Raw genomic sequence first — 22,324 nt, 5'->3', positions numbered from 1 at the left:
CTCTCTTTTTTTTAGTTTAAACTACTCTTTTATAGGCAGAAAACATATAATATAGGAAAAGCCTTCATAAAGGAGGATTATATGAGATTATTACTTGCATTAATTATTATTGTACCGGCTTTAGAAATTAGTGTTCTTATTTTTTCAGGCAAGACACTTGGCATTCCAATTACATTTCTATTGATTATTCTTACAGGGGTGTTAGGGGCGTGGCTTGCAAAAAAGCAAGGGATAGAAACACTCGAACGTGCTAGGCAACAGATGAATTATGGGGAAGTGCCAGGTGAGGCAGTAATAGATGGAATTTGTATCCTTATAGGTGCTGTACTACTGTTGAGTCCAGGATATATTACTGATCTAACAGGTTTACTGCTTCTTATCCCAGCAACACGTAATTACGTAAAACCAGTCATTGCAAATTGGATTAGACGAAGAATAGATAGAGGAAATTTCACTGTGATACGACGTTGGTAATACAAAAATAAAAGCCATTGCTACAATGGCTTTTATTTATTTTATTTATTTATTTTCTCCAATAATAAATCCCCAAACTTCCTGAAAAACTCCCGTAGTATATAGGGTTCTAATGATAACTAATATAACAGGTCCTATTAGCAAGCCGATAAATCCGAATAACTGAAACCCGACAAAGAGTGATACCAATGTTGCCAATGGATCTAATCCAATACTCGAAGAAATGACCTTCGGTTCCATTACCTGGCGCTGTACAATCACAACAATGTATAAAACTCCAAGCCCGATTGCTAGTGGTATATTACCGCTAAAAGCAGAATAGATAATCCAAGGTACAAATACTAGTCCGGTTCCTAAATACGGAAGAAGATCGACAAGCCCAATTAACAGTGCAATGGTGATTGCATAATCAACGCGTAGAATTAATAAACCAACTAACACAATTCCTGCAGTAATCGAAATCAATGTTGCTTGTGCTTTAATAAATCCAAATAATGCCTTTTTCAATTCCGCGAATACGGATTTTCCACTTGTCCTCGCTTTGACAGGGATAAATCGTCGCCCCATTATGACAAATTTATTCCAGTCTTTACTAATAAAAAACGTAGCTAATAAAGAAAAAACAATCACAGTGGCCGCATTTGGTAACCAACCTAGAAACTTAGGAATATTTTCTAAAAACGTTTTGATGAATTCCCCAACATTAGTAGCGATAGTTGTACCAACATTGCTGATATTGTCCATAATCGTTTGTTGTTGTCCTTGATCTAAATTGTCAAACATACTGGTTAATCTTTCGTATAAAGGGATGATTTGGCCAACAATAAGATTCTCAAAATAAACAACGAGATTTTCAAAATGCTGTGGTACTTCTTTTGCTAAGTAATTAGCCCCAGAAATAATCTCGGCAATTAGTAATGTAAGGAGTCCCATAATAACCCCAAACACGATGAAGATTCCTAAAAATACTGATAGACCACGAGGCAACCTTCCCTTGCGCTCTAAAAAGTTGACTAGAGGGTTCATTAGAAAGGCTATTAGTAGAGCAAAGATAAATGGATATGTAAGTTTGAAAAGAAAATAAAACAATACAATTCCAATGACTACAGATGCAATAACTAATAGAAAACGAAGAAAACTGTAAACGTAGTTAATATTCAAACTTTTTCCTCCCTAGGTATCTCTTTCCTATTTTATTTTACAATCTCTTGGAAGACTTTAAAAGTATTACGAAGAAACGAGAATAAAGTTTCCAATTATGGAGAAAAAAATAAATTTGTGGTAATATACCTTATGAGTGAGTGAAAATTTGATATTTTACAATGTGAAAAAGGTGGCTCTATTAATAAAAATACGATAACCTAATAGAGATTTGTTTTTGTATAATAATAATTTATTGGGAATTCGTCTCTTTTAATTCACAAAAGTCTGATTGTTTATTATAATAGAGTCGGAAGATATTTTAATACTACATATTTTTCATTTTCACTTGCATGAAAAATTTGTATTGTCACAATATTATATTGATATTCGTGGCTCTGAGTGCTTTATTCAAAAATGAAAGCATTTACTTTATAAATATTAGGTGCCTAATTCGTACTACAATATAGGCACAGATGTTTTCTTTTTGAGCAAGCGCTCATTTTACCTCCAAGATGAGGGTAGGGGAATATGAATAAAGGAGAGGGTCATATGACAGCAACAAAGGGACTTGAAGGAATTGTAGCAACTACGTCTTCAATCAGCTCAATTATTGACGATACTTTAACGTATGCAGGATTCAATATTGATGATTTAGCAGAAAAAGCTAGTTTTGAAGAAGTAATCTACTTATTATGGCATCGCAAACTTCCAAATAATGAGGAGTTAGCTGAATTAAAAAAGCAGCTTGCTGAAAATGCAGATCTACCTCAAGAAGTACTAAATCATTTCAAAACTTACCCAATTGATAAGGTCCATCCAATGGGGGCACTACGCTCAGCTGTTTCACTTTTAGGCTTATATGATGATGAAGCAGATGTAATGGATCCAGAGGCTAATTATCGTAAGGCAATACGTCTTCAAGCAAAAATACCAACAATTGTTACCGCTTTTTCTCGTGTCCGCAAAGGATTAGAACCGGTTGCTCCACGTACCGACCTTAGCTTTGCTGGTAACTTCTTATATATGCTTACTGGTCAAGAGCCAAGTGAGATTGCGGAAGAGGCATTCAATAAAGCATTAGTACTTCATGCTGATCATGAACTTAATGCATCAACGTTTACTGCTCGCGTGTGTGTAGCCACTCTATCTGATGTTTATTCAGGTGTAACTGCTGCAATCGGAGCGTTAAAGGGTCCACTTCACGGTGGTGCAAATGAAGCGGTTATGAAGATGCTTTCTGAAATTGGTGAGGTTGAAAACGCCGAATCCTACATCAATACAAAATTAGCAAATAAAGAAAAAATTATGGGATTTGGGCATAGAGTTTACCGCAAAGGTGATCCACGTGCAAAACATTTAAAAGATATGTCTCAAAAATTAACATCAATTACTGGTGAACCTAAATGGTATGAGATGTCAACAAAAGTTGAGGAAATTGTAACGAGTGCAAAACCATTACCACCGAATGTTGACTTCTACTCAGCATCTGTATACCATAGCTTAGGTATTGACCATGATTTATTTACACCAATCTTTGCAGTAAGCCGTGTTTCAGGTTGGTTAGCTCATATTCTTGAGCAATATGACAACAACCGTTTAATTCGTCCGCGTGCCGAATACACTGGACCTGGAATGCAAAAATACGTACCAATTGAACAAAGAGGTTAAGTTTATTCAATAGACCCGAAAGGTTAATTTGATGGTAGTCTTCCGAAGAAGATTCGAAAATCTATCCACAAATTTGCTAAGGTTCATTGGATAATCTAACAATAAATAGTAAAATAGAGAAGTATTTCAAGAGAAACTTCTCTTGAAGTACTTTTTATAAATATTAGGAGGTAATACTAGTGGCAGGAGAAAAAATTACAGTATCAAATAGTGTACTAAACGTACCAAACAATCCAATTATTCCATATATTGAAGGTGACGGAACAGGTCCAGATATTTGGGCTGCGGCGTCTAGAGTATTAGAAGCGGCTGTTGAAAAAGCATACAACGGTGAAAAATCAATTGTTTGGAAAGAAGTATTAGCTGGTGAAAAAGCATTTAATCAAACTGGCGAATGGTTACCGGAAGAAACACTAGATGTTATACGTGAATACATAATTGCAATTAAAGGACCTCTAACTACACCAGTTGGTGGTGGGATCCGTTCATTGAACGTTGCATTACGTCAAGAACTAGATTTATTTACTTGTCTTCGCCCAGTTCGTTACTTTACAGGTGTACCTTCACCAGTTAAACGTCCTGAAGATACAGATATGGTTATCTTCCGTGAAAATACTGAAGATATTTATGCAGGTATTGAATATGCAAAAGGCTCTGAAGGAGTTCAAAAGTTAATTAGCTTCCTACAAAATGAACTAGGTGTTAATAAAATCCGCTTCCCGGAAACTTCTGGTATCGGTATTAAGCCTGTTTCTGAAGAAGGAACAAAACGTTTAGTACGTGCTGCAATTAACTATGCGATTGAGCAAGGGCGTAAGTCTGTAACGCTTGTTCATAAAGGTAACATCATGAAGTTTACAGAAGGAGCTTTCAAGAACTGGGGCTACGAGCTTGCTGAAGAAGAGTTTGGAGATAAAGTATTTACTTGGGCTCAATACGACCGTATCGTAGAAGAACAAGGTAAAGATGCAGCTAATAAAGCTCAAGCAGATGCTGAAGCAGCAGGTAAAATCATTGTAAAAGATTCTATTGCTGATATCTTCTTACAACAAATTTTAACTCGTCCACGTGAGTTCGATGTTGTGGCTACTATGAACTTAAACGGAGACTACATTTCTGATGCTCTAGCTGCACAAGTTGGTGGAATCGGAATTGCTCCAGGAGCTAACATTAACTATGAAACTGGACATGCGATTTTCGAAGCAACACATGGAACTGCACCTAAATATGCTGGTTTAGATAAAGTAAACCCATCCTCTGTATTATTATCAGGAGTGTTAATGCTTGAACACCTTGGTTGGAACGAGGCAGCAACTCTAATCATGAATTCAATGGAAAAAACAATTGAATCAAAGGTTGTAACGTATGACTTTGCGCGTCTAATGGACGGTGCTACAGAAGTTAAATGTTCAGAGTTTGCTGATGAACTAATCAAAAACTTAGGCTAATCATAGACACAAGTAACTACCCTATTAGGGTAGTTACTTGTATATGTTAGGAGGATAAATAATGAGTCAATTTAAACGGAAGAAAATCTCTGTAATTGGTAGTGGTTTTACTGGTGCAACAACAGCTTTTCTGCTTGCTCAAAAGGAACTAGGAGACGTCGTTTTGGTTGATATCCCACAAATGGAGAATCCTACTAAAGGAAAAGCTCTTGATATGCTTGAAGCTAGTCCTGTCCAAGGTTTTGATGCTAACATTACCGGTACCTCTAATTATGAGGATACGGCGAATTCGGATATCGTAGTAATTACTGCTGGAATTGCTCGTAAACCTGGTATGAGTCGAGATGATCTCGTTCAAACAAACCAAAAGATCATGAAAAGTGTTGCCCAGGAAATTGCAAAACACTCTCCAAATAGCTATATCATTGTTTTAACCAACCCAGTTGACGCTATGACATATACTGTATTTAAGGAATCCGGTTTCCCGAAGAATCGTGTGATTGGACAGTCAGGAGTTCTAGACACTGCTCGATTCCGTACATTTATTGCCCAGGAGTTAAATCTGTCAGTGAAAGATATCACTGGATTTGTCCTTGGGGGTCATGGTGATGACATGGTACCACTTGTTCGATACTCCTATGCAGGAGGTATTCCACTAGAAACTTTAATTCCAAAAGAACGTTTAGAAGCCATAGTTGAACGCACACGTAAAGGTGGCGGTGAAATTGTGAACCTTTTAGGAAACGGAAGTGCCTATTATGCACCTGCTGCTTCCTTAGTTGAGATGGTAGAAGCAATACTAAAAGACCAACGTCGTGTTTTGCCTGCCATTGCCTATCTAGAAGGTGAATACGGATTCAGCGGAATCTACCTTGGTGTACCAACGATTCTAGGTGCAAATGGAATCGAAAAAATTATTGAACTTGAACTTACAGAACAAGAAAAAGCAGAACTAACAAAATCTGCTGACTCCGTTAAAAACGTCATGAATATCCTAGCCTAATAGAAAATCACAAGGCGCTGTTTATCCACACCTTGTGCACATGAAAATTCGGGGGTTTCCCCGAATTTTTTGTACATAATAATAAAATCGTCTTCAAAATAATTGGAGGTGCCACCTTTTTTATGTTATTAGGGAAAAAGAGAAAGCTCGGTAGAAAGATTGATGAAATGTCGGTAGGTGAAAAATTAACACTTACTGAAAAGATTGAAGATAAGGACTTACTTCTATATTTAGGCTTAACAAATGATGCAAATCCACTATATATTCAACATGATTATGCTTCACAGACACCTTTTAAGAAGCCGATTGTTCCATCTGTAATGCTGACAGGTATAATTACAGCGGCAGTTTCTAAGTATTTACCCGGTCCAGGAAGTCATATTTTAAAGCAAGATATCGAATTCTTACTGCCTTTATACCACTATGCAACTGTGCAATTTCTTTTCGAGGTAACCAAAATAAACTACCATGATCATACAGTTGAAATTTCTGTAACAGCTTTTGATGAGGACGAATCACGGGCAATTGAAGGAAGGCTATTGGTGTGTCCTCCTCATCGGATAACTCCGATGGAAGGAAAAATATTGGAAAACTTTTAGAGAGCCTCGTCTCTCTTTTTTTGTTTAATCGTGGCAAGACTTTGCATGTTATTCTATAATGACTTTATAGAGAGAGAGAATTATATGTTGGGGTTTATCTTTTTGTTGATGGAGGAAGTCGATGAAGAAACAAGTTTTGGTTGTAGAAGATGAACGTTCAATTATTACGTTGCTACAGTATAACTTACAACAAGCGGGTTATGAGGTTATAACTGCAATGGATGGAGAGGAAGGCTTAGAGAAGGCCTTAGCAGAAAGACCACAGATAATTGTCCTTGACTTAATGCTGCCAAAGCTGGATGGGATCGAAGTGTGCAAACAGCTACGTCAAAATAAGGTAGATATCCCTATTTTAATGTTAACAGCTAAGGACGATGAATTTGATAAGGTATTAGGATTGGAACTTGGGGCTGACGATTACATGACAAAACCATTTAGCCCTAGAGAAGTTGTAGCGCGAGTGAAGGCAATATTAAGGAGAACGAGCAAGAAGGAAGAGAGCTCAGATGACCCTTCAAAACCACCGCATATAACGATAGGTCCTTTGCAGATACTGCCTGAAAATTTCGAGGCTTATTATCAAGAAGAGGCTCTTGATTTAACACCAAAAGAGTTTGAACTTCTTGCTTATTTAGCGAAAAATAAAGGGAGAGTTCTAACTCGGGATCAACTTTTAAGTGCAGTTTGGAATTATGATTTTGCTGGTGATACAAGAATCGTTGATGTGCACATAAGTCATTTGCGAGAGAAGATTGAAAAAGATTCAAAGAGACCAGCTATTATTAAAACAGTTAGGGGACTAGGCTACAAGCTTGAGGAGCCAAAGCTAAATGAATAAATTTCATTCTAGGCTCCTGGTTGCAATTATTATTTTAATTATTATTGTTTTTCTTTGCATGGGATTTATGCTAGGGCAGTTCATTAGCAGTCTTATCACGAATGGTGCGCTTCATGAAACCCCTGTTGAACAAACGGTGCAACAGGTCTGGATTGCCCTTTTTGTATGTTTAGCGATTGCTTTAATCATCATACTTTCACTAATCGTGAGAATTACAACGACCTATACAAAACCCATTGATGCAGCAACTAAAGCAGTCAATGAACTTGCGAAGGGTGATTATCGGGCAAGAACTTACGAAGACTATGTAAGTACTGCCGGATTACTAGGGCAATCAATCAATATCGTAGCTAGAAATATTGAAGAGATGACCAAATCATATGAAATGCAGCATGACCGATTACATACATTGATTGAGAATATGGGAAGTGGCCTTTTATTTATCGATAGTAAGGGTTATATAAATATCTCCAATCGATCAATCAATGAGATTTTTAAAATTGAACAAAAGGACTTACTGGGCTTGCTATATTATGAAGCATTTGCTCACAAGGAAATCGTAAGCTTGGTTGAAGAAATATTCATGACCGAGCGAAAACTACGTAGACAAATACACCTTTCTGTTGGAAATGAACAGAAGGATTTTGAAGTGTACGGTGCTCCTATCATTGGGGCGAATGTCGAATGGAAAGGTGTTGTTCTCGTCTTTCACGATATATCGGAGTTGAAAAGACTGGAACAAATGCGGAAGGACTTTGTTGCAAATGTTTCACACGAGCTACGTACACCGATTACATCTATTAAAGGCTTTGCAGAGACTTTGTTAGATGGTGCTATGAATGAGAGGGAAGTTTTACAAGAATTCTTAACAATCATTCTAAATGAAAGTGATCGCCTTCAAGTGCTAATTCAAGATCTATTGAATTTGTCAAAAATGGAGAATAAGGGTTTCTCACTCAATCTATCACGTGTGAATGTTAAGGAACTACTTGAAAACAGCCTACGAGTACTAAAATCGAAGGCGGTTGAAAAAGACATTCAACTTGAACTTTCTGTAAGTGATGAAACGATAGAAATTGATGGGGATTTGGATAGATTAAAGCAAGTCTTTATCAATGTAGTTAACAATAGTTTGTCATATTCTCCTAACGGGGCAAAGGTTTCAGTGGAAGCATCAGCTTTAGACGACATCATTCATATTGAAATTTCTGATACGGGGATAGGAATTGAAGAAAACGAGATACCTCGTATCTTCGAAAGATTTTATCGGGTTGATAAAGCGAGAAGTAGAAATTCTGGGGGGACTGGATTAGGGCTTGCTATTGTAAAACATATTATAGAAGCACATGAAGGAACTGTACAGGTAAGTAGTAAGGTAGGGGAAGGAACTACATTTACGATTCGATTAAAAAAGAATATATAGTCTACATAAATGTCCTATTTACAAAATATTAACATTGGAAACATATTCCCTTAATATACGAATCGTATGATGATTATGAGAACCCCTTCATTTTGGAGGCCAAACTATTTTGACAAGGACAGGATGTCCTTGTCACTTTTTTGTTAATAAAAATGAAACCTTTTTGAAATATATTCGTATTACACATTGTAGATATAAATTGAGGGGGGAAAGCATGATAAGTTTGAAACGAATATACACAATCGCTGGACTTAGTGTGCTTGTTCTGATATTAGGTGTAGTTGGTTTTACATCATGGTATACAGTTGATGAATCAGAACAGGCAATTATTTTAACCTTCGGAAAAGCAGATGAAGGTATTACAGAACCAGGACTTCACTTCAAATTACCATGGCCAATTCAGGATGTGGAGACGCTTCCTAAAACAACATACAGTTTACAGTTCGGATATGACCAAAAGGATGGCCAGATCACGGATGTCCCACAAGATACGAAAATGATCACCGGGGATGAAAATATTGTTCTTGCAGACATGGTTGTTCAATGGCAAATCACAAATCCTGAGAAGTTCTTATTTAACTCGCAAGATCCTGAGCAAATCCTATATAATTCAACATCTGCATCTTTAAGAAGTATTATTGGAAGTTCAAAAATCGATGATGCATTAACATCAGGAAAAGCAGAGATTGAAGCTGAGGTAAGAGAGTTGCTAGCGCATCTTCTAGAAAAGTACGACATCGGTATTTCAGTAACTGCAGTAAAACTTCAGGATGTTGAATTACCGAATGAAGAGGTTCGTAAAGCATTTACGAACGTAACAGATGCCCGTGAAACAATGAACACCAAAATAAATGAAGCAACTAAATACCGAAACCAAAAAATGAATGAAGCTGAAGGTGAAAAAGCAGCACTCATTTCACGTGCCAATGGTGATAAAGCAGCTCGTATCGAAATTGCTCGTGGGGATGTAGCTACCTTTAACGCACTATATACTGAATACGTTAAGAATCCTGATATTACCAGAAAACGTCTTGTACTTGAAACACTGGATCAAGTCTTACCAAATACAGAGATTTACATCATGAAGGATGACGGTAATACAATGAAATACTTGCCGATTCGTCCTGCTGGAAGTCAAACGCAGGTTCCTCCTGTAGAAACTGAAGGGGGTGGCAATCAATGAGTGAAAACGTAGTCGACTTCAATGAACAAAAAGGAAACTCGAAATTTAGCAAATATACAAAGGGTGGTATTGGTCTCCTAATCGTTCTCATCCTAATAGGGATTGTGATCGTGAATCTCTTTATTGTTAGAGAAGGAGAATACAAGGTGATACGACAATTTGGTGAGGTTGTGAGAATTGTAGAAGAACCTGGTCTTTCATATAAAATACCATTCATACAATCAGTAGAAACTTTACCAAAGTACCAAATGATTTATGATGTACAACAAGCTGAGATCAATACGAAAGATAAAAAACGAATGATGGTTGATAACTATGCGTTGTGGCGCATTGAAGATCCAAAACAAATGATTTCCACAACGAGAACTGTTGTTAATGCAGAAGCAAAGCTTGATGAATTCGTCTATTCAGCAATTCGTACAGAGCTCGGTAACTTGAATTACGATGAAATTATTAATGACGAGAAATCAGAACGTGGAAGCCTAAATGACCGTATTACAGAAATTGTGAATAAGAATCTTGAAGAAGATAAATATGGTATTGTTGTAACAGATATTCGAATGAAGCGTACAGATTTACCGGAAGAAAACGAACAATCTGTTTTTACAAGAATGATTTCAGAACGTGAATCAACAGCTCAAGACTACCTCTCTAGAGGGGATGCCAGAAAGAATGAAATTGAAGCTGAAACAGATAGAGAAGTAAAAGAAGTTATTGCAAAGGCGCAAGCTGATGCAGAAGTAATTCGAAGTGAAGGGGAAGGAGAAGCAGCTCGTATCTATAACGAAGCCTTCTCAAAAGACCCAGAATTCTATAATTTATTCCGTACATTAGAATCCTATAAAACGACTATTGACGGGGAAACAGTTATTATTTTACCAGCTGACTCTCCATATGCTAGATTGTTAATGGGATATACTGATTAAAAGTAAGGTAGCCGTTATTTTCCATTTACGTTCATGTCATGCTAAAATGAACAGTAGGAAAATAACGGCTATTTTTTATGAAAAAATTAGTTGGGTAGCACGAAATGTCCTAATTTTGTTTTAGAAAGGAAGGATTTTTCTTGGATAAAAAGATTGTCTTAGTGGATGGAAATAGTATCGCGTATCGGGCATTTTTTGCCTTACCGCTTCTTAATAATGATAAAGGTGTACATACAAATGCCATTTATGGGTTTACAATGATTTTGAACCGAATTATAGAACAAGAAAAGCCCTCACATATATTAGTAGCCTTTGATGCAGGGAAAACGACATTTAGACATAGTACCTTTAGTGAATATAAAGGAGGGCGTCAAAAAACGCCTCCAGAGCTTTCTGAACAATTTCCGTTCTTACGTGAGCTACTCGATGCGTATAAGGTTGCCAGGTATGAATTAGAAAACTATGAAGCAGATGATATTATCGGAACTTTATCCCTACAGGCTGAAAAAGAAGGCTTTGAAGTTAAAATCATTTCTGGTGATAAGGACTTAACACAGCTCGCTTCCGAAAAAGTCACAGTCGATATTACAAAAAAAGGGATAACAGATGTAGATTCATATACTCCTGAATTTATTCAAGAGAAGTACGGAATTCCGCCTGAGCGGATTATTGATATGAAGGGTTTAATGGGAGATAACTCTGATAATATACCAGGTGTCCCTGGAGTTGGTGAAAAAACAGCACTCAAGCTGTTGCAGGAGTTTAATACATTAGAGGAGCTATTAAATTCTATCGATAAGGTTAGCGGGAAAAAACTAAAAGAAAAACTTGAAGAACACAAGGATCAAGCTATCATGAGTAAGGAACTTGCAACCATCTACCGCGAAGCTCCTGTAGAAATTAAGATTTCAGAACTAGAATACAAGGGATATGATGGTGATCAACTAATCAAACTGTATAAGGAGCTCGGATTTAATTCCTTACTCGACAAAATTGAAGGTAATCAGCAAAACGAAGATAAGCCATTAGAAGAAATATCTTATCAAGTTGTAAATGAAATTAAGGAAGAAATGCTAGCGACAGATACCTCTTTAATTGTAGAAGTTCTTGAGGAATCTTATCATAAAGCTGATATTCAAGGAATTGCACTTTCAAATGAGAAGGGAAATTTTTATATCTCGACAAAACTAGCTCTTGAATCTAAGGCATTTCAAGAATGGGCTCAGGACAAAGAAAAAAAGAAAACCGTTTTTGACGCAAAAAAATCAATTGTTGCTTTGAAATGGAAAGGAATCGATTTGCAAGGAATTGATTTTGATTGTTTAATTGCTTCCTATATCTTAAATCCATCTGATTCAACTGGGGATATTGCCGCTATTGCAAAAGGAAAAGGGATTACGGATGTTAAATCAGATGAATCGGTGTATGGAAAAGGAGCTAAACAAAGTATTCCTGATGAAGAGAATCTTTCAGAGCATCTAGTGAGAAAGGCAGTTAGCCTTACGAAGTTAAAGGAATTATTCATACAAGAGCTAAATGAAAACGAACAATTTGAGCTTTTTACAGATTTGGAAATGCCACTGTCACTCATTCTAGCTGATATGGAATTTCTAGGAATAACAGTGGATGTTGACCGACTAAAAAGTATGGGGGAGGAATTAAAGGAACATCTTCAGGAGCTTGAACAAAAAATATATGAGCTTGCTGGTGAGGAATTCAATATTAACTCTCCTAAGCAACTTGGCGTTATCCTGTTTGAAAAGTTGCAACTTACTGTTTATAAGAAAACAAAAACGGGTTATTCAACATCGGCGGATATCCTTGAAAAGCTGGCAAAGGAACACGAAATAATTGAATACATCTTGCATTACCGACAAATTGGGAAACTTCAATCGACCTATATTGATGGCTTATTAAAGGTTGTTCATGAAGATACTTGCAAGGTTCATACCAGATTTCAACAGGCATTAACACAAACAGGAAGATTAAGCTCGACAGATCCGAATCTGCAGAACATTCCAATCCGTTTGGAAGAAGGAAGAAAAATTAGACAAGCCTTTGTCCCTTCAAATAAGGAATGGTATATATTTGCTGCAGATTATTCCCAAATCGAACTAAGGGTATTAGCTCATATTGCTAATGACGAAAATCTAATCGATGCGTTTACAAATGATTTAGACATTCATACGAAGACCGCTATGGATGTGTTTCATGTAAATGAAGAAGAGGTAACCTCTAATATGCGTCGTCAAGCAAAGGCTGTTAACTTTGGGATTGTGTATGGAATTAGTGATTTTGGATTGTCGCAAAATCTTGGAATCACTAGGAAAGAAGCAGGTCACTTTATTGAACGTTATTTTGCAAGCTTCCCTGGTGTTAAGGAATATATGGAAGAAATTGTGGAGGATGCTAGACAAAAGGGTTATGTTTCGACCCTTTTACACAGAAGACGTTACATCCCAGAGATTACAGCTCGGAATTTTAATGTCCGAAGTTTTGCAGAAAGAACAGCAATGAATACTCCAATTCAAGGTAGTGCTGCCGACATAATTAAAAAAGCAATGATCGACATGGCTGAAAGATTAAATGCTGAAAAATTGCAAACAAAATTACTACTACAAGTCCATGACGAATTAATATTCGAAGCACCGGAAGAAGAAATAGAGATCCTGAAAAAAATCGTACCAGAAGTAATGGAAAATGCGATTTCCTTAAAAGTACCGTTAAAGGTCGATTATGAATACGGTAAAACTTGGTATGATGCAAAGTAATGGAGTAAGGAGGGGATCGTATGCCTGAATTACCAGAGGTTGAAACCGTTAGACGAACATTAATACAGCTTGTGAAAGGGAAAAACATTGAAAAAGTAACGGTATTATGGCCCAAAATTATTAAAAAGCCAGAAGAGCCAGAACAGTTCTGCGATGCTTTACGAGGTCAAACCATTTATGATGTTGACAGAAGAGGGAAGTTCCTAAAATTTAGGCTAGATGATTATGTAATGGTTTCGCATTTACGTATGGAGGGCAGGTATGGCCTCTACGATAAAGAAGAACCTTATGACAAACACACTCATGTCTTATTTACATTTACAGATGGAACAGAATTGCGGTATCGTGATGTTAGGAAATTCGGTACAATGCATTTATTCAAGAGTGGGGAAGAAGAGGATAGCCTCCCGCTCTCTCAGTTGGGACCAGAACCATTTTCCGCTGAATTCACATTGAAGTATTTAGAAGATAAACTAAGCAAGACAAATCGTAAAATTAAGGTAGCTCTACTTGATCAAACAAATGTTGTAGGGCTTGGAAATATTTATGTTGATGAGGCATTATTTAGAGCTGGGATCTACCCTGAACGAGAAGCAAATTCCCTAACTAAAAAAGAAATAAAGTTACTTCATCAAGAAATCATTCAAACGTTGAGTGAAGCTGTTGATAAAGGTGGAAGCACAATCCGCTCCTATGTGAATACACAAGGAGATATCGGGATGTTTCAGCTCCAGTTATTCGTTTATGGACAAAACGGAAGTGCCTGTCAAAAGTGTGGAACAGAAATTGAAAAGACAGTAGTTGGAGGAAGAGGTACCCACTACTGCCCTAAATGTCAAAAATATAAAAAGAAAACAAAATAAAGGAAAGGGAGGAGAAGCAAGCCGAACTTTCTCAAGTGTGGTGACTTCGACGTTTGACATCAGACGTTTAGGTAGTTAGTTGAAGTTCATTATTTAATTCGGCATTTTTCTCCTTACGGGACATTTCACATCAAATGGGCTCCCTCCATATACTTATCTTATAATGATAGGAAGGAGACTCTATGAGATGTCCCAATTCGCTACACTCATTTTATTAGCATTTGCAGTAAGCTTGGATAGTTTTAGCGTAGGTTTCACATATGGTATGAGAAAAATGAAATTACCATTTAAATCAATCATTACAATTGCATGCTGCTCGGCTGTAACTATGGCAGCTGCTATGGGTTTAGGAAAATCAATCTCACTATTTGTATCACCGATAATCGCAGACAGGCTTGGTGGTATCATTCTCGTATTAATTGGTGCCTGGGTACTGTACCAGTTTTTTCGTCCATCACAACAAGCAACTGAACAAAATGAGGAAAAGGTGTTAGTGAAAGTCGAGATAAAATCACTTGGACTTGTTATAAATATTTTAAAAAAACCAATGGTTGCCGACCTGGATAAGTCTGGAACAATTACTGGTATGGAGGCATTCTTATTAGGGCTTGCATTATCCCTAGATGCTTTTGGAGCCGGTATCGGAGCTGCTTTATTAGGCTATTCACCATTTGTAATGGCGCTGATGGTTGCGTTGATGAGCTCACTATTTGTCTATACAGGGATCAAAAGTGGTGCTGTCTTTTCAAAGAAAAAATGGATTCAACGATTTTCATTCTTACCAGGAATCTTACTAATTCTAATTGGAATATGGAAATTTTAATAAGGGGAGTAAATACGTGTCATTAACTATAGGATTAACAGGTGGAATCGCAAGTGGAAAAAGCACAGTATCACAAATGTTTAACGAAGCGGGAATTGTAATCATAGATGCAGACGTTATTGCACGTAAAGTTGTTGAGGTAGGGGAAGAAGCGTACAAACAAATCGTTCAATCTTTTGGAGAAGACATTTTATTACCTGATAAAACAATTGACCGACCTAAGTTAGGTTCGGTTGTATTTTTTAGTGAGGAAAAACGATTATTATTGAACTCGATTGTACATCCTGCTGTTCGAAAACAGATGCTAAAGGAAAAGGAAGAGCATGAGCTTAATGGAGAAGATCTAATTATTATGGATATTCCATTGTTGTTTGAAAGCAAATTAACCTCTTTGGTTGATAAAACACTTCTGGTATATGTCAATTATGAAACACAATTATCTCGCCTTATGAGTAGGAATCGCCTTAACAAGGAGGATGCCGAAGCAAGAATCAAATCACAAATGCCGCTTAACGAGAAAGTTACACTTGCGGATGCTGTCGTTGATAATAATGGTACTATTGAGGATACCAGGAAACAATTACAAGAAGTGTGTGAAAAATGGGGAATTCAACTAGGATGACAAACAAGGTATCTCAAATGTGAGATGCCTTTTTTTCATGTTCAGAATCCTATACAGCTAAAAGTCTACTTCAAAAGATGTATAAATAACCATTTTAAAATAAAAGTGTTACATACTGAACTAAATGTGCTATACTGATTATAGAAAACAGTGGCGTTGAGTATAACATATATTGTGGAGGGGTTATTTGATGAAGCCAAGAATCGCAATCAATGGATTTGGCCGTATTGGAAGAATGGTATTTAGAAAAGCAATTATGGATGATTCATTTGAAGTTATTGCAATTAATGCAAGTTACCCTGCAGAGACGCTAGCACATCTACTAAAATACGATACCAACCATGGGAAGTTCGATGCGGTAGTCATTCCACAGGATGACTCATTAATGGTGAATGGAAGGCGCGTTCAACTTCTTAGTTCCCGTAATCCTTTAGAGTTACCTTGGAAAGAATTAAATATAGATATTGTGATTGAGGCAACAGGTAAATTCAATTCAAAGGAGAAAGCAAATCTACATGTGCAAGCAGGTGCAAAAAAGGTTATCTTAACTGCACCTGGTAAGGATGAGGATATAACCATCGTAATGGGTGTTAATGAAGATAAATACGATCATGAGAAACATGCCATTATCTCAAATGCTTCTTGCACGACAAACTGTTTAGCACCCATTGCGAAAGTGATAAATGAGCAATTCGGAATTGTAAACGGCTTAATGACGACTGTTCATGCGTATACAAACGACCAAAAAAATATTGATAATCCACATAAAGACTTACGAAGAGCTAGGGCTTGTGCTCAATCCATCATTCCCACATCAACAGGTGCAGCAAAAGCATTGTCACTTGTATTACCCGAGCTGAAAGGGAAATTACATGGAATGGCTTTACGTGTCCCAACTCCGAATGTGTCATTAATTGATTTAGTAGTAGATGTAGAACGAGATGTTACAATAGAGGAGATCAATGAGGCATTCATTACAGCTTCGATGGGGCCTTTAAAAGGAATCATAGATTTCACAACCGAACCATTAGTTTCTATTGACTTTAATACAAATCCACATTCATCAATTGTAGATGGTTTATCGACGATGGTCATTGGTGATCGTAAAGTCAAGGTTTTAGCATGGTATGATAATGAATGGGGATATTCTTGTAGAGTTGTAGATTTGGTGAAATATGTTGGAGCAATAATCGTTCAAAAAACAGAGGCAAAAGTAGGCTAATTCTGTTCAGTACAGTCCTACTTAAAGAGAGTAGAATTGCTAAATAGGGTTTGATTTTGGTTAACCTTCCTAATGTACGGGAAGGTTATTATTATTTTTAAAAATTCGGTTGCTAAATATATATAAACAAAGTATACTAGATTTCGTGAACTTCTTAAAAGCTTATGCTTTTGTAGCTACTTAAAGGGTTAGGACCTCTCTGGACTAACTTTCCCCCGTGGTAGTTATGCTCTTGCTTTACGCGAAGAACTCACCCGAAATTAAAGTTTAGAGGGGGAACAACTGAATTATGGAAACTATGGGACGTCATGTAATCTCTGAATTATGGGGTTGCGATTTTGAAAAGTTAAACAATATGCAGTTTATTGAAGAAACATTTGTTCAAGCGGCACTAAAGTCAGGTGCAGAAATTCGTGAGGTAGCATTTCACAAATTTGCTCCACAAGGAGTAAGTGGTGTTGTTATCATTTCGGAATCTCATCTAACAATTCACAGCTTTCCTGAACATGGATACGCAAGTATTGATGTTTACACCTGTGGAGACTTAGATCCGAACATTGCTGCAGACCATATTGCAGAAGCACTTGGTGCACAAACACGTGAAAATATTGAACTTCCACGTGGTATGGGCCCTGTACAAGTTAAACCAGCGCAAGTAAAAGTACTTTAAAAATAAATACGAATCAACTACAATAGTAAGAGGTGTATAAACTACACCTCTTTTTTTACATTACGAAAACATCATACTAATATATAGAATAAAAAGGGAGTGGAATAGATGGGGTTGCAAACGTTTTTTTCGAATCACAGTGAAACGAGAGACAAACACTCGGACGAGCTTTTAAGAAGCCATTATTATAAAACAAGTAATAAAAAGGCAATTGAAGCGGTAAAAAAAGTAATTAACAATTTAGATGGTTACCACATTAATTCAGTGTCTGAAGAGCGCGGTGAATTAAGTATCTCACTAAAAAAGGGAAGAAAAGCTTTCATTGTTGCAACCATCATTTCAGTTAGACCATTTGAAACAGCTATTGATTTTGCAGTTACAACAGAAACAATGCTATTACCAATCGATTTTGGATACAGTCGAAAAGTAATTACTAAATTATATCAACACTTAGATAAGGAACTACCACTTATAGGAAAGGCAGATGCCTAAAAAACAAGAGGATGCCCCTTGTCCTACAAAAATCTTTCTTATAAGATTAGTACATATAGATCTCCTAAGAAAGGAGTAGTTACGAAAATGAGATGCCCTACTTGCCAACATAATGGTACTAGAGTATTGGATTCGCGTCCAGTAGATGATAGTCGTTCAATCCGAAGAAGACGTGAATGTGAAAAATGCCAATATCGTTTTACAACTTTTGAAAAAGTGGAAGAAATCCCTTTAATTGTTGTAAAGAAGGAAGGGACACGCGAAGAATTCAGCCGAGAAAAAATGCTTCGTGGTCTTATAAAAGCATGTGAAAAACGGCCGGTCTCCTTAAAACAACTTGAGGATATTACTCATCAAGTTGAAAAGGAATTGCGCAGCCAAGGAATTGCAGAGGTAAAAAGTGATATTATTGGTGAGTATGTGATGAATCATTTAGCAAAAGTGGATGAAGTAGCATATGTCCGTTTTGCTTCTGTTTATCGTCAATTTAAAGATATAAACGTATTTATCGACGAACTAAAAGACTTAATTAAAAGAGAACGTTAAAGGGCTTAGAAACTTTTTAAGCTCTTTTTTTCAACTATTTATAAAAAATGGAAGGCCTTGATGAAATGGAGCATTGGAAGGAGATCGTACCAGTAGATCGTTATATTGTGCATGCAGCAGATCTATTGCATGATTATGACCGAAAAATTGTATCATTGCTATACCAGCCTCTAATTGGAATGAAAGCCTTCAGTCTATATATGACTTTATGGAGTGAATTAGAGCAAAATCGGCTTTGGAGTGAGGAAAGTAGCCACTATAGTCTAATGGCACTTCTTCAAACGAACCTAAAGGATATTTATCAGGAACGCCTAAAGCTTGAGGGGATAGGTCTTCTAAAGACATTTGTAAAGTCGGACGGTGATTTGAGGAGCTATATTTATGAACTGCAGGCACCACTCTCACCTAGAGCTTTTTTTACAGATGGTGTGCTTAATGTCTATTTATATAATCGACTTGGAAAAAGCAAGTTTTTCAAACTCAAGCAGTTCTTTTCTGATAATGAAGCAGATTTAGATTCTTATAAACCAATTACGAAAGCATTCAACGAGGTTTTTGCTTCTGTTAATGTCTCACAAATGATTTCGACCATTGGGGATGAAATGAACAGTAATCTTGAGCGTGAACAAAATACAGAATTCATGGATCGGAGCCAAGAGAAAAAGCTTCTCATTGAAAATGAGAGCTTTGATTTTGAATTGTTTTTTGCAGGTATTTCAGAAGTAATGATACCGAAGAAGTCAATTACTCCGAAAGTGAAAGAAGCGATTACAAAGCTTTCTTTTTTATATGGAATCAATCCCGTTGAAATGCAAGGAATTGTTATGAGTGCTCTTGACCCAAATGAAAAAATTGATATTGAACAATTGAGAAAGGCATCGAGGGATTGGTATCAATTTGAAACAGGCAATGAATTACCTAGTTTAACTGAAAGAATACAACCTTTGCCGAACCAAACAATGGTAACTAAAGTCCCGCAAACCAAGGAAGAAGAGTTAATTCAAAAACTTGAACGTATCTCACCTAAAGAGTTTTTGATCGATGTGTCTGGAGGAGCTCAGCCCTCTGTTTCTGAATTGAAAATCATTGAAGATGTAATGTTTAGACAAAACCTTCTTCCAGGTGTTGTGAATGTACTGTTATATTATGTCATGTTAAAATCAGATATGAGACTTACAAAGTCCTATGTTGAAACCATTGCTAGCAACTGGGCAAGATTAGATATCAAGACAGTAAAGGATGCAATGGAAACTGCGAAAAAGCATAATTGGAACGCTGACAAAAAAGCTACCAAATATAAACGACAACCAATCCGTAAAGAATTACTCCCTGATTGGTTAAAACAAGATGAAGAAGGAACACAGGTTCAAGCTCCGAAAAAGGAAAAAACGCAAGATTCTTCGTTCGAAGAAAAGAAGCGCTTATTTGAAGAGAGATTAAAAAAGAATAATAAATAAGATGGGGGTGAGGACGTGAAACCAATTCAGGATTCTCTAAAAAAACTTTCGAATCATACTGGCTTTCAGCAGCGATATGAACAAATCAAACATGAAGTATTAAATCATACTGAAATAAGAAATTTTATTGATGATCATCAAGACCAAATTACGAATGATACAATTAATCGAAGTCTTGTTAAACTGTATGAGTACATTAATCAAAGCAAAGATTGTAATAAATGTGAAAGCCTTGAAACATGTAAAAACATGTTACAGGGATATCATCCTCATCTAGAGCTTAAAGGAAATGCTATTGATGTAAGTTATGAAAGATGTCCCAAAAAGGTTATGTACGATGAACAGGTTAAGTATAAATCATTAATTAAAAGTATGTATGTACCAAAAGATATTCTCGAAGCATCCCTTGAATCCTTGGATTTTGACGAAGGTCGTTCTGATGCAATTTTATTAATTCAAGAATTTTTAGATACGTATGAACCAGGCAAAAGAATGCAAGGATTATATTTATACGGGTCGTTTGGGATTGGAAAAACTTATTTTTTAGGAGCATTAGCAAATGGTCTTGCTCGTAAGAAGGTGGCATCTATGCTTGTATATGTCCCAGAGTTTATGAGGGAAATAAAGGGCTCCTTGCAGGATCAAACCCTTAACTCAAAAGTTGATGCGGTTAAAGAAGTTCCAGTTCTGATGCTAGATGATATTGGTGCTGAAGCCATGTCAAGTTGGGCGAGAGATGAAATACTCGGTAGTATTTTACAATATCGTATGCTTGAAAACTTACCAACCTTCTTTACTTCAAATTTTGATTTCAAAGGACTTGAACATCACCTCACTTATTCTCAACGCGGAGAAGAGGAAAAAATGAAAGCACTCCGGATAATGGAACGAATCAAATATTTAGCAAAACCAGTAAAGCTTACTGGTGATAATCGACGTTATTAATTTGTATGACTATCTCATTTTTGAGGTAGTCTTTTTTTTATTCTAAAGTCGTCCCATTCCCCATATACATGTAACAGGATACTGGTATTGGTTATTAGGGGGGGACTAGCTTGATTGAAATGCACTTTTTAGAAATGACAGATGCACAAAAAATGTACAAGGGCTTACTTGTGAAGGCAAAAGCTCTTTCTATAGATTACATAGATGTTGTAAATGAAGAAAATGTGGTATCTGTTTTCATATCAGAACAAACACAATATGTTGTACAGGTTGTGTTTGTTCCTGTGATGACAGAATTTATTATTAACAATAAAGAAGACAGTTGGATATTGGATTATATTGAAAACCTCTTTTATTTCACAGATTACGAGGAGAAAAAACAAATCTTAGAGATTGCGAAAGCATTAATGGATGGGAATAATCCTGATATACCATTGGTTCAGGAGGTTGTTCCACGCAAACAACTTATAGCAGAAGCAATCCATGATTTTCTAGAGATTCCAATTTCATTTTCATTTGAATCATTTCTTAAGTTTCGTATGCGTACATACAATGAAGCCTTATTACAAATTGTGGAATCAGCAATAGATGAGTACAAACTTGAACAGGAATATCAAACATTTATCCAGGGGTTACGTGAATTTCGAGAGAAGCGGGAACCAAAGATTGATCAATTACATATTTTTCATGATGAGCAATTTTATTTTTATAATCAAGAATTTAATGAAATCAAACGAGATGAACTCTTTAAATACATTGACCGAAAGTTAATTTTACATCAACCGATGTATATTGACTCTGCAGTGTTAGCGCCTTTAGTTTCGATTGCGCCTAAATCAATTTCTATATATACTGACCAGATTGACAACGGAATGGTCCAAACGATCCATAATATTTTCTTGGAGAATGTAACGATCTATACTAAAAAATCCTTTGAAAACCGGCGGATTAAGGCAAAAAAATTATAAAATGTGTGATGTGCCCTTGATTTAACTTTTAATTAAGACTATAATACCTACATATTACCAATACTAACTTATATAGTGTAAAAGTTATGATGAGGACACAATCTTATGATTACGGTTTTCAGAGAGGGAAGACTAGGCTGGAAGCTTCCTAACACGAATGATAGGATTACCACCTCTAAACTTCAGTAGTGAACCTTTGTGTACAAAGTTGTAATTACTGACGGGATTACCGTTATTTAT

General features: G+C 36.4%; 21 protein-coding genes and 1 other annotated feature (1 of these 22 cut by a window edge). Of the genes, 20 read left to right on the top strand and 1 reads right to left on the bottom strand.

What is annotated here, in order from left to right; genetic code table 11:
* Positions 1 to 81 precede the first annotated feature (81 nt).
* The gene (locus CZ490_RS11610; protein WP_077619051.1) at positions 82 to 474 is read left to right on the top strand and encodes an FxsA family protein; all 393 of its coding nucleotides are present in this window, start codon (positions 82 to 84) and stop codon (positions 472 to 474) included.
* A 45-nt stretch (positions 475 to 519) separates the two neighbouring features.
* Here the strand turns inward: CZ490_RS11610 and ytvI are convergent, their stop codons facing one another.
* Complete coding sequence (gene ytvI / locus CZ490_RS11605) at positions 520 to 1,635, bottom strand: sporulation integral membrane protein YtvI (protein ID WP_077619050.1); 1,116 nt, start codon at positions 1,633 to 1,635, stop codon at positions 520 to 522.
* Between the two features lie 531 nt (positions 1,636 to 2,166).
* Between ytvI and citZ the strand changes: the two genes are divergently transcribed.
* From citZ to ytxC, 19 genes are all read left to right on the top strand, one after another.
* Positions 2,167 to 3,285: a citrate synthase gene (gene citZ, locus CZ490_RS11600; protein WP_077619049.1), complete on the top strand. Its 1,119-nt coding sequence runs from the start codon at positions 2,167 to 2,169 to the stop codon at positions 3,283 to 3,285.
* Positions 3,286 to 3,458: 173 nt separating this feature from the next.
* Positions 3,459 to 4,733, top strand: coding sequence for an NADP-dependent isocitrate dehydrogenase (icd, locus tag CZ490_RS11595; protein ID WP_200801635.1), 1,275 nt, complete (start codon positions 3,459 to 3,461; stop codon positions 4,731 to 4,733).
* A 61-nt stretch (positions 4,734 to 4,794) separates the two neighbouring features.
* Positions 4,795 to 5,736: a malate dehydrogenase gene (gene mdh / locus CZ490_RS11590; protein WP_077619047.1), complete on the top strand. Its 942-nt coding sequence runs from the start codon at positions 4,795 to 4,797 to the stop codon at positions 5,734 to 5,736.
* A gap of 122 nt (positions 5,737 to 5,858) precedes the next feature.
* On the top strand, positions 5,859 to 6,335 hold the full coding sequence (locus tag CZ490_RS11585; protein WP_077619046.1) for a MaoC/PaaZ C-terminal domain-containing protein: 477 nt from the start codon (positions 5,859 to 5,861) through the stop codon (positions 6,333 to 6,335).
* A 121-nt stretch (positions 6,336 to 6,456) separates the two neighbouring features.
* Positions 6,457 to 7,173 carry a response regulator transcription factor gene (locus tag CZ490_RS11580; protein ID WP_077619045.1) on the top strand — a complete coding sequence of 239 codons (717 nt, stop codon included), beginning with the start codon at positions 6,457 to 6,459 and terminating at the stop codon, positions 7,171 to 7,173.
* Complete coding sequence (gene pnpS, locus CZ490_RS11575; protein ID WP_077619044.1) at positions 7,166 to 8,596, top strand: two-component system histidine kinase PnpS; 1,431 nt, start codon at positions 7,166 to 7,168, stop codon at positions 8,594 to 8,596. Before CZ490_RS11580 ends, pnpS begins: the two co-directional genes overlap by 8 nt.
* 214 nt (positions 8,597 to 8,810) lie before the next feature.
* Positions 8,811 to 9,779, top strand: a complete 969-nt coding sequence (gene hflK, locus CZ490_RS11570) for an FtsH protease activity modulator HflK (RefSeq protein WP_077619043.1) — start codon at positions 8,811 to 8,813, stop codon at positions 9,777 to 9,779.
* Positions 9,776 to 10,705, top strand: a complete 930-nt coding sequence (gene hflC / locus CZ490_RS11565) for a protease modulator HflC (RefSeq protein ID WP_077619042.1) — start codon at positions 9,776 to 9,778, stop codon at positions 10,703 to 10,705. The genes hflK and hflC overlap by 4 nt, the downstream gene beginning before the upstream one ends.
* 140 nt (positions 10,706 to 10,845) lie before the next feature.
* The gene (gene polA, locus CZ490_RS11560; RefSeq protein ID WP_077619041.1) at positions 10,846 to 13,476 is read left to right on the top strand and encodes a DNA polymerase I; all 2,631 of its coding nucleotides are present in this window, start codon (positions 10,846 to 10,848) and stop codon (positions 13,474 to 13,476) included.
* A gap of 20 nt (positions 13,477 to 13,496) precedes the next feature.
* The gene (gene mutM, locus CZ490_RS11555) at positions 13,497 to 14,339 is read left to right on the top strand and encodes a DNA-formamidopyrimidine glycosylase (RefSeq protein ID WP_077619040.1); all 843 of its coding nucleotides are present in this window, start codon (positions 13,497 to 13,499) and stop codon (positions 14,337 to 14,339) included.
* Positions 14,340 to 14,526: 187 nt separating this feature from the next.
* Positions 14,527 to 15,162 (top strand): sporulation membrane protein YtaF, encoded by a 636-nt coding sequence (gene ytaF / locus CZ490_RS11550; RefSeq protein WP_077619039.1) that lies wholly within the window; start codon positions 14,527 to 14,529, stop codon positions 15,160 to 15,162.
* Between the two features lie 16 nt (positions 15,163 to 15,178).
* Positions 15,179 to 15,784: a dephospho-CoA kinase gene (coaE, locus tag CZ490_RS11545; protein ID WP_077619038.1), complete on the top strand. Its 606-nt coding sequence runs from the start codon at positions 15,179 to 15,181 to the stop codon at positions 15,782 to 15,784.
* Positions 15,785 to 15,974: 190 nt separating this feature from the next.
* The gene (locus CZ490_RS11540) at positions 15,975 to 17,006 is read left to right on the top strand and encodes a glyceraldehyde-3-phosphate dehydrogenase (RefSeq protein WP_077619037.1); all 1,032 of its coding nucleotides are present in this window, start codon (positions 15,975 to 15,977) and stop codon (positions 17,004 to 17,006) included.
* Positions 17,007 to 17,295: 289 nt separating this feature from the next.
* The gene (gene speD / locus CZ490_RS11535) at positions 17,296 to 17,676 is read left to right on the top strand and encodes an adenosylmethionine decarboxylase (protein WP_077619036.1); all 381 of its coding nucleotides are present in this window, start codon (positions 17,296 to 17,298) and stop codon (positions 17,674 to 17,676) included.
* A gap of 108 nt (positions 17,677 to 17,784) precedes the next feature.
* Positions 17,785 to 18,168, top strand: coding sequence for a cytosolic protein (locus CZ490_RS11530; protein ID WP_077619035.1), 384 nt, complete (start codon positions 17,785 to 17,787; stop codon positions 18,166 to 18,168).
* 87 nt (positions 18,169 to 18,255) lie between these two features.
* Positions 18,256 to 18,714: a transcriptional regulator NrdR gene (nrdR, locus tag CZ490_RS11525; RefSeq protein ID WP_077619034.1), complete on the top strand. Its 459-nt coding sequence runs from the start codon at positions 18,256 to 18,258 to the stop codon at positions 18,712 to 18,714.
* Positions 18,715 to 18,779: 65 nt separating this feature from the next.
* Positions 18,780 to 20,171 (top strand): replication initiation and membrane attachment family protein, encoded by a 1,392-nt coding sequence (locus tag CZ490_RS11520; protein ID WP_077619033.1) that lies wholly within the window; start codon positions 18,780 to 18,782, stop codon positions 20,169 to 20,171.
* 15 nt (positions 20,172 to 20,186) lie between these two features.
* The gene (dnaI, locus tag CZ490_RS11515; protein WP_077619032.1) at positions 20,187 to 21,116 is read left to right on the top strand and encodes a primosomal protein DnaI; all 930 of its coding nucleotides are present in this window, start codon (positions 20,187 to 20,189) and stop codon (positions 21,114 to 21,116) included.
* A 119-nt stretch (positions 21,117 to 21,235) separates the two neighbouring features.
* Positions 21,236 to 22,084, top strand: a complete 849-nt coding sequence (ytxC, locus tag CZ490_RS11510) for a putative sporulation protein YtxC (protein ID WP_234987304.1) — start codon at positions 21,236 to 21,238, stop codon at positions 22,082 to 22,084.
* A 77-nt stretch (positions 22,085 to 22,161) separates the two neighbouring features.
* Positions 22,162 to 22,324, top strand: a binding site (T-box leader); it runs 81 nt beyond the window's last position.

This window comes from Litchfieldia sinesaloumensis, assembly GCF_900156865.1.
Lineage (GTDB): Bacteria > Bacillota > Bacilli > Bacillales > Bacillaceae_L > Ferdinandcohnia > Ferdinandcohnia sinesaloumensis.
The sequence above is the reverse complement of the archived record's forward strand: the minus strand, read 5'-3'. Positions and strand labels throughout refer to the sequence as shown.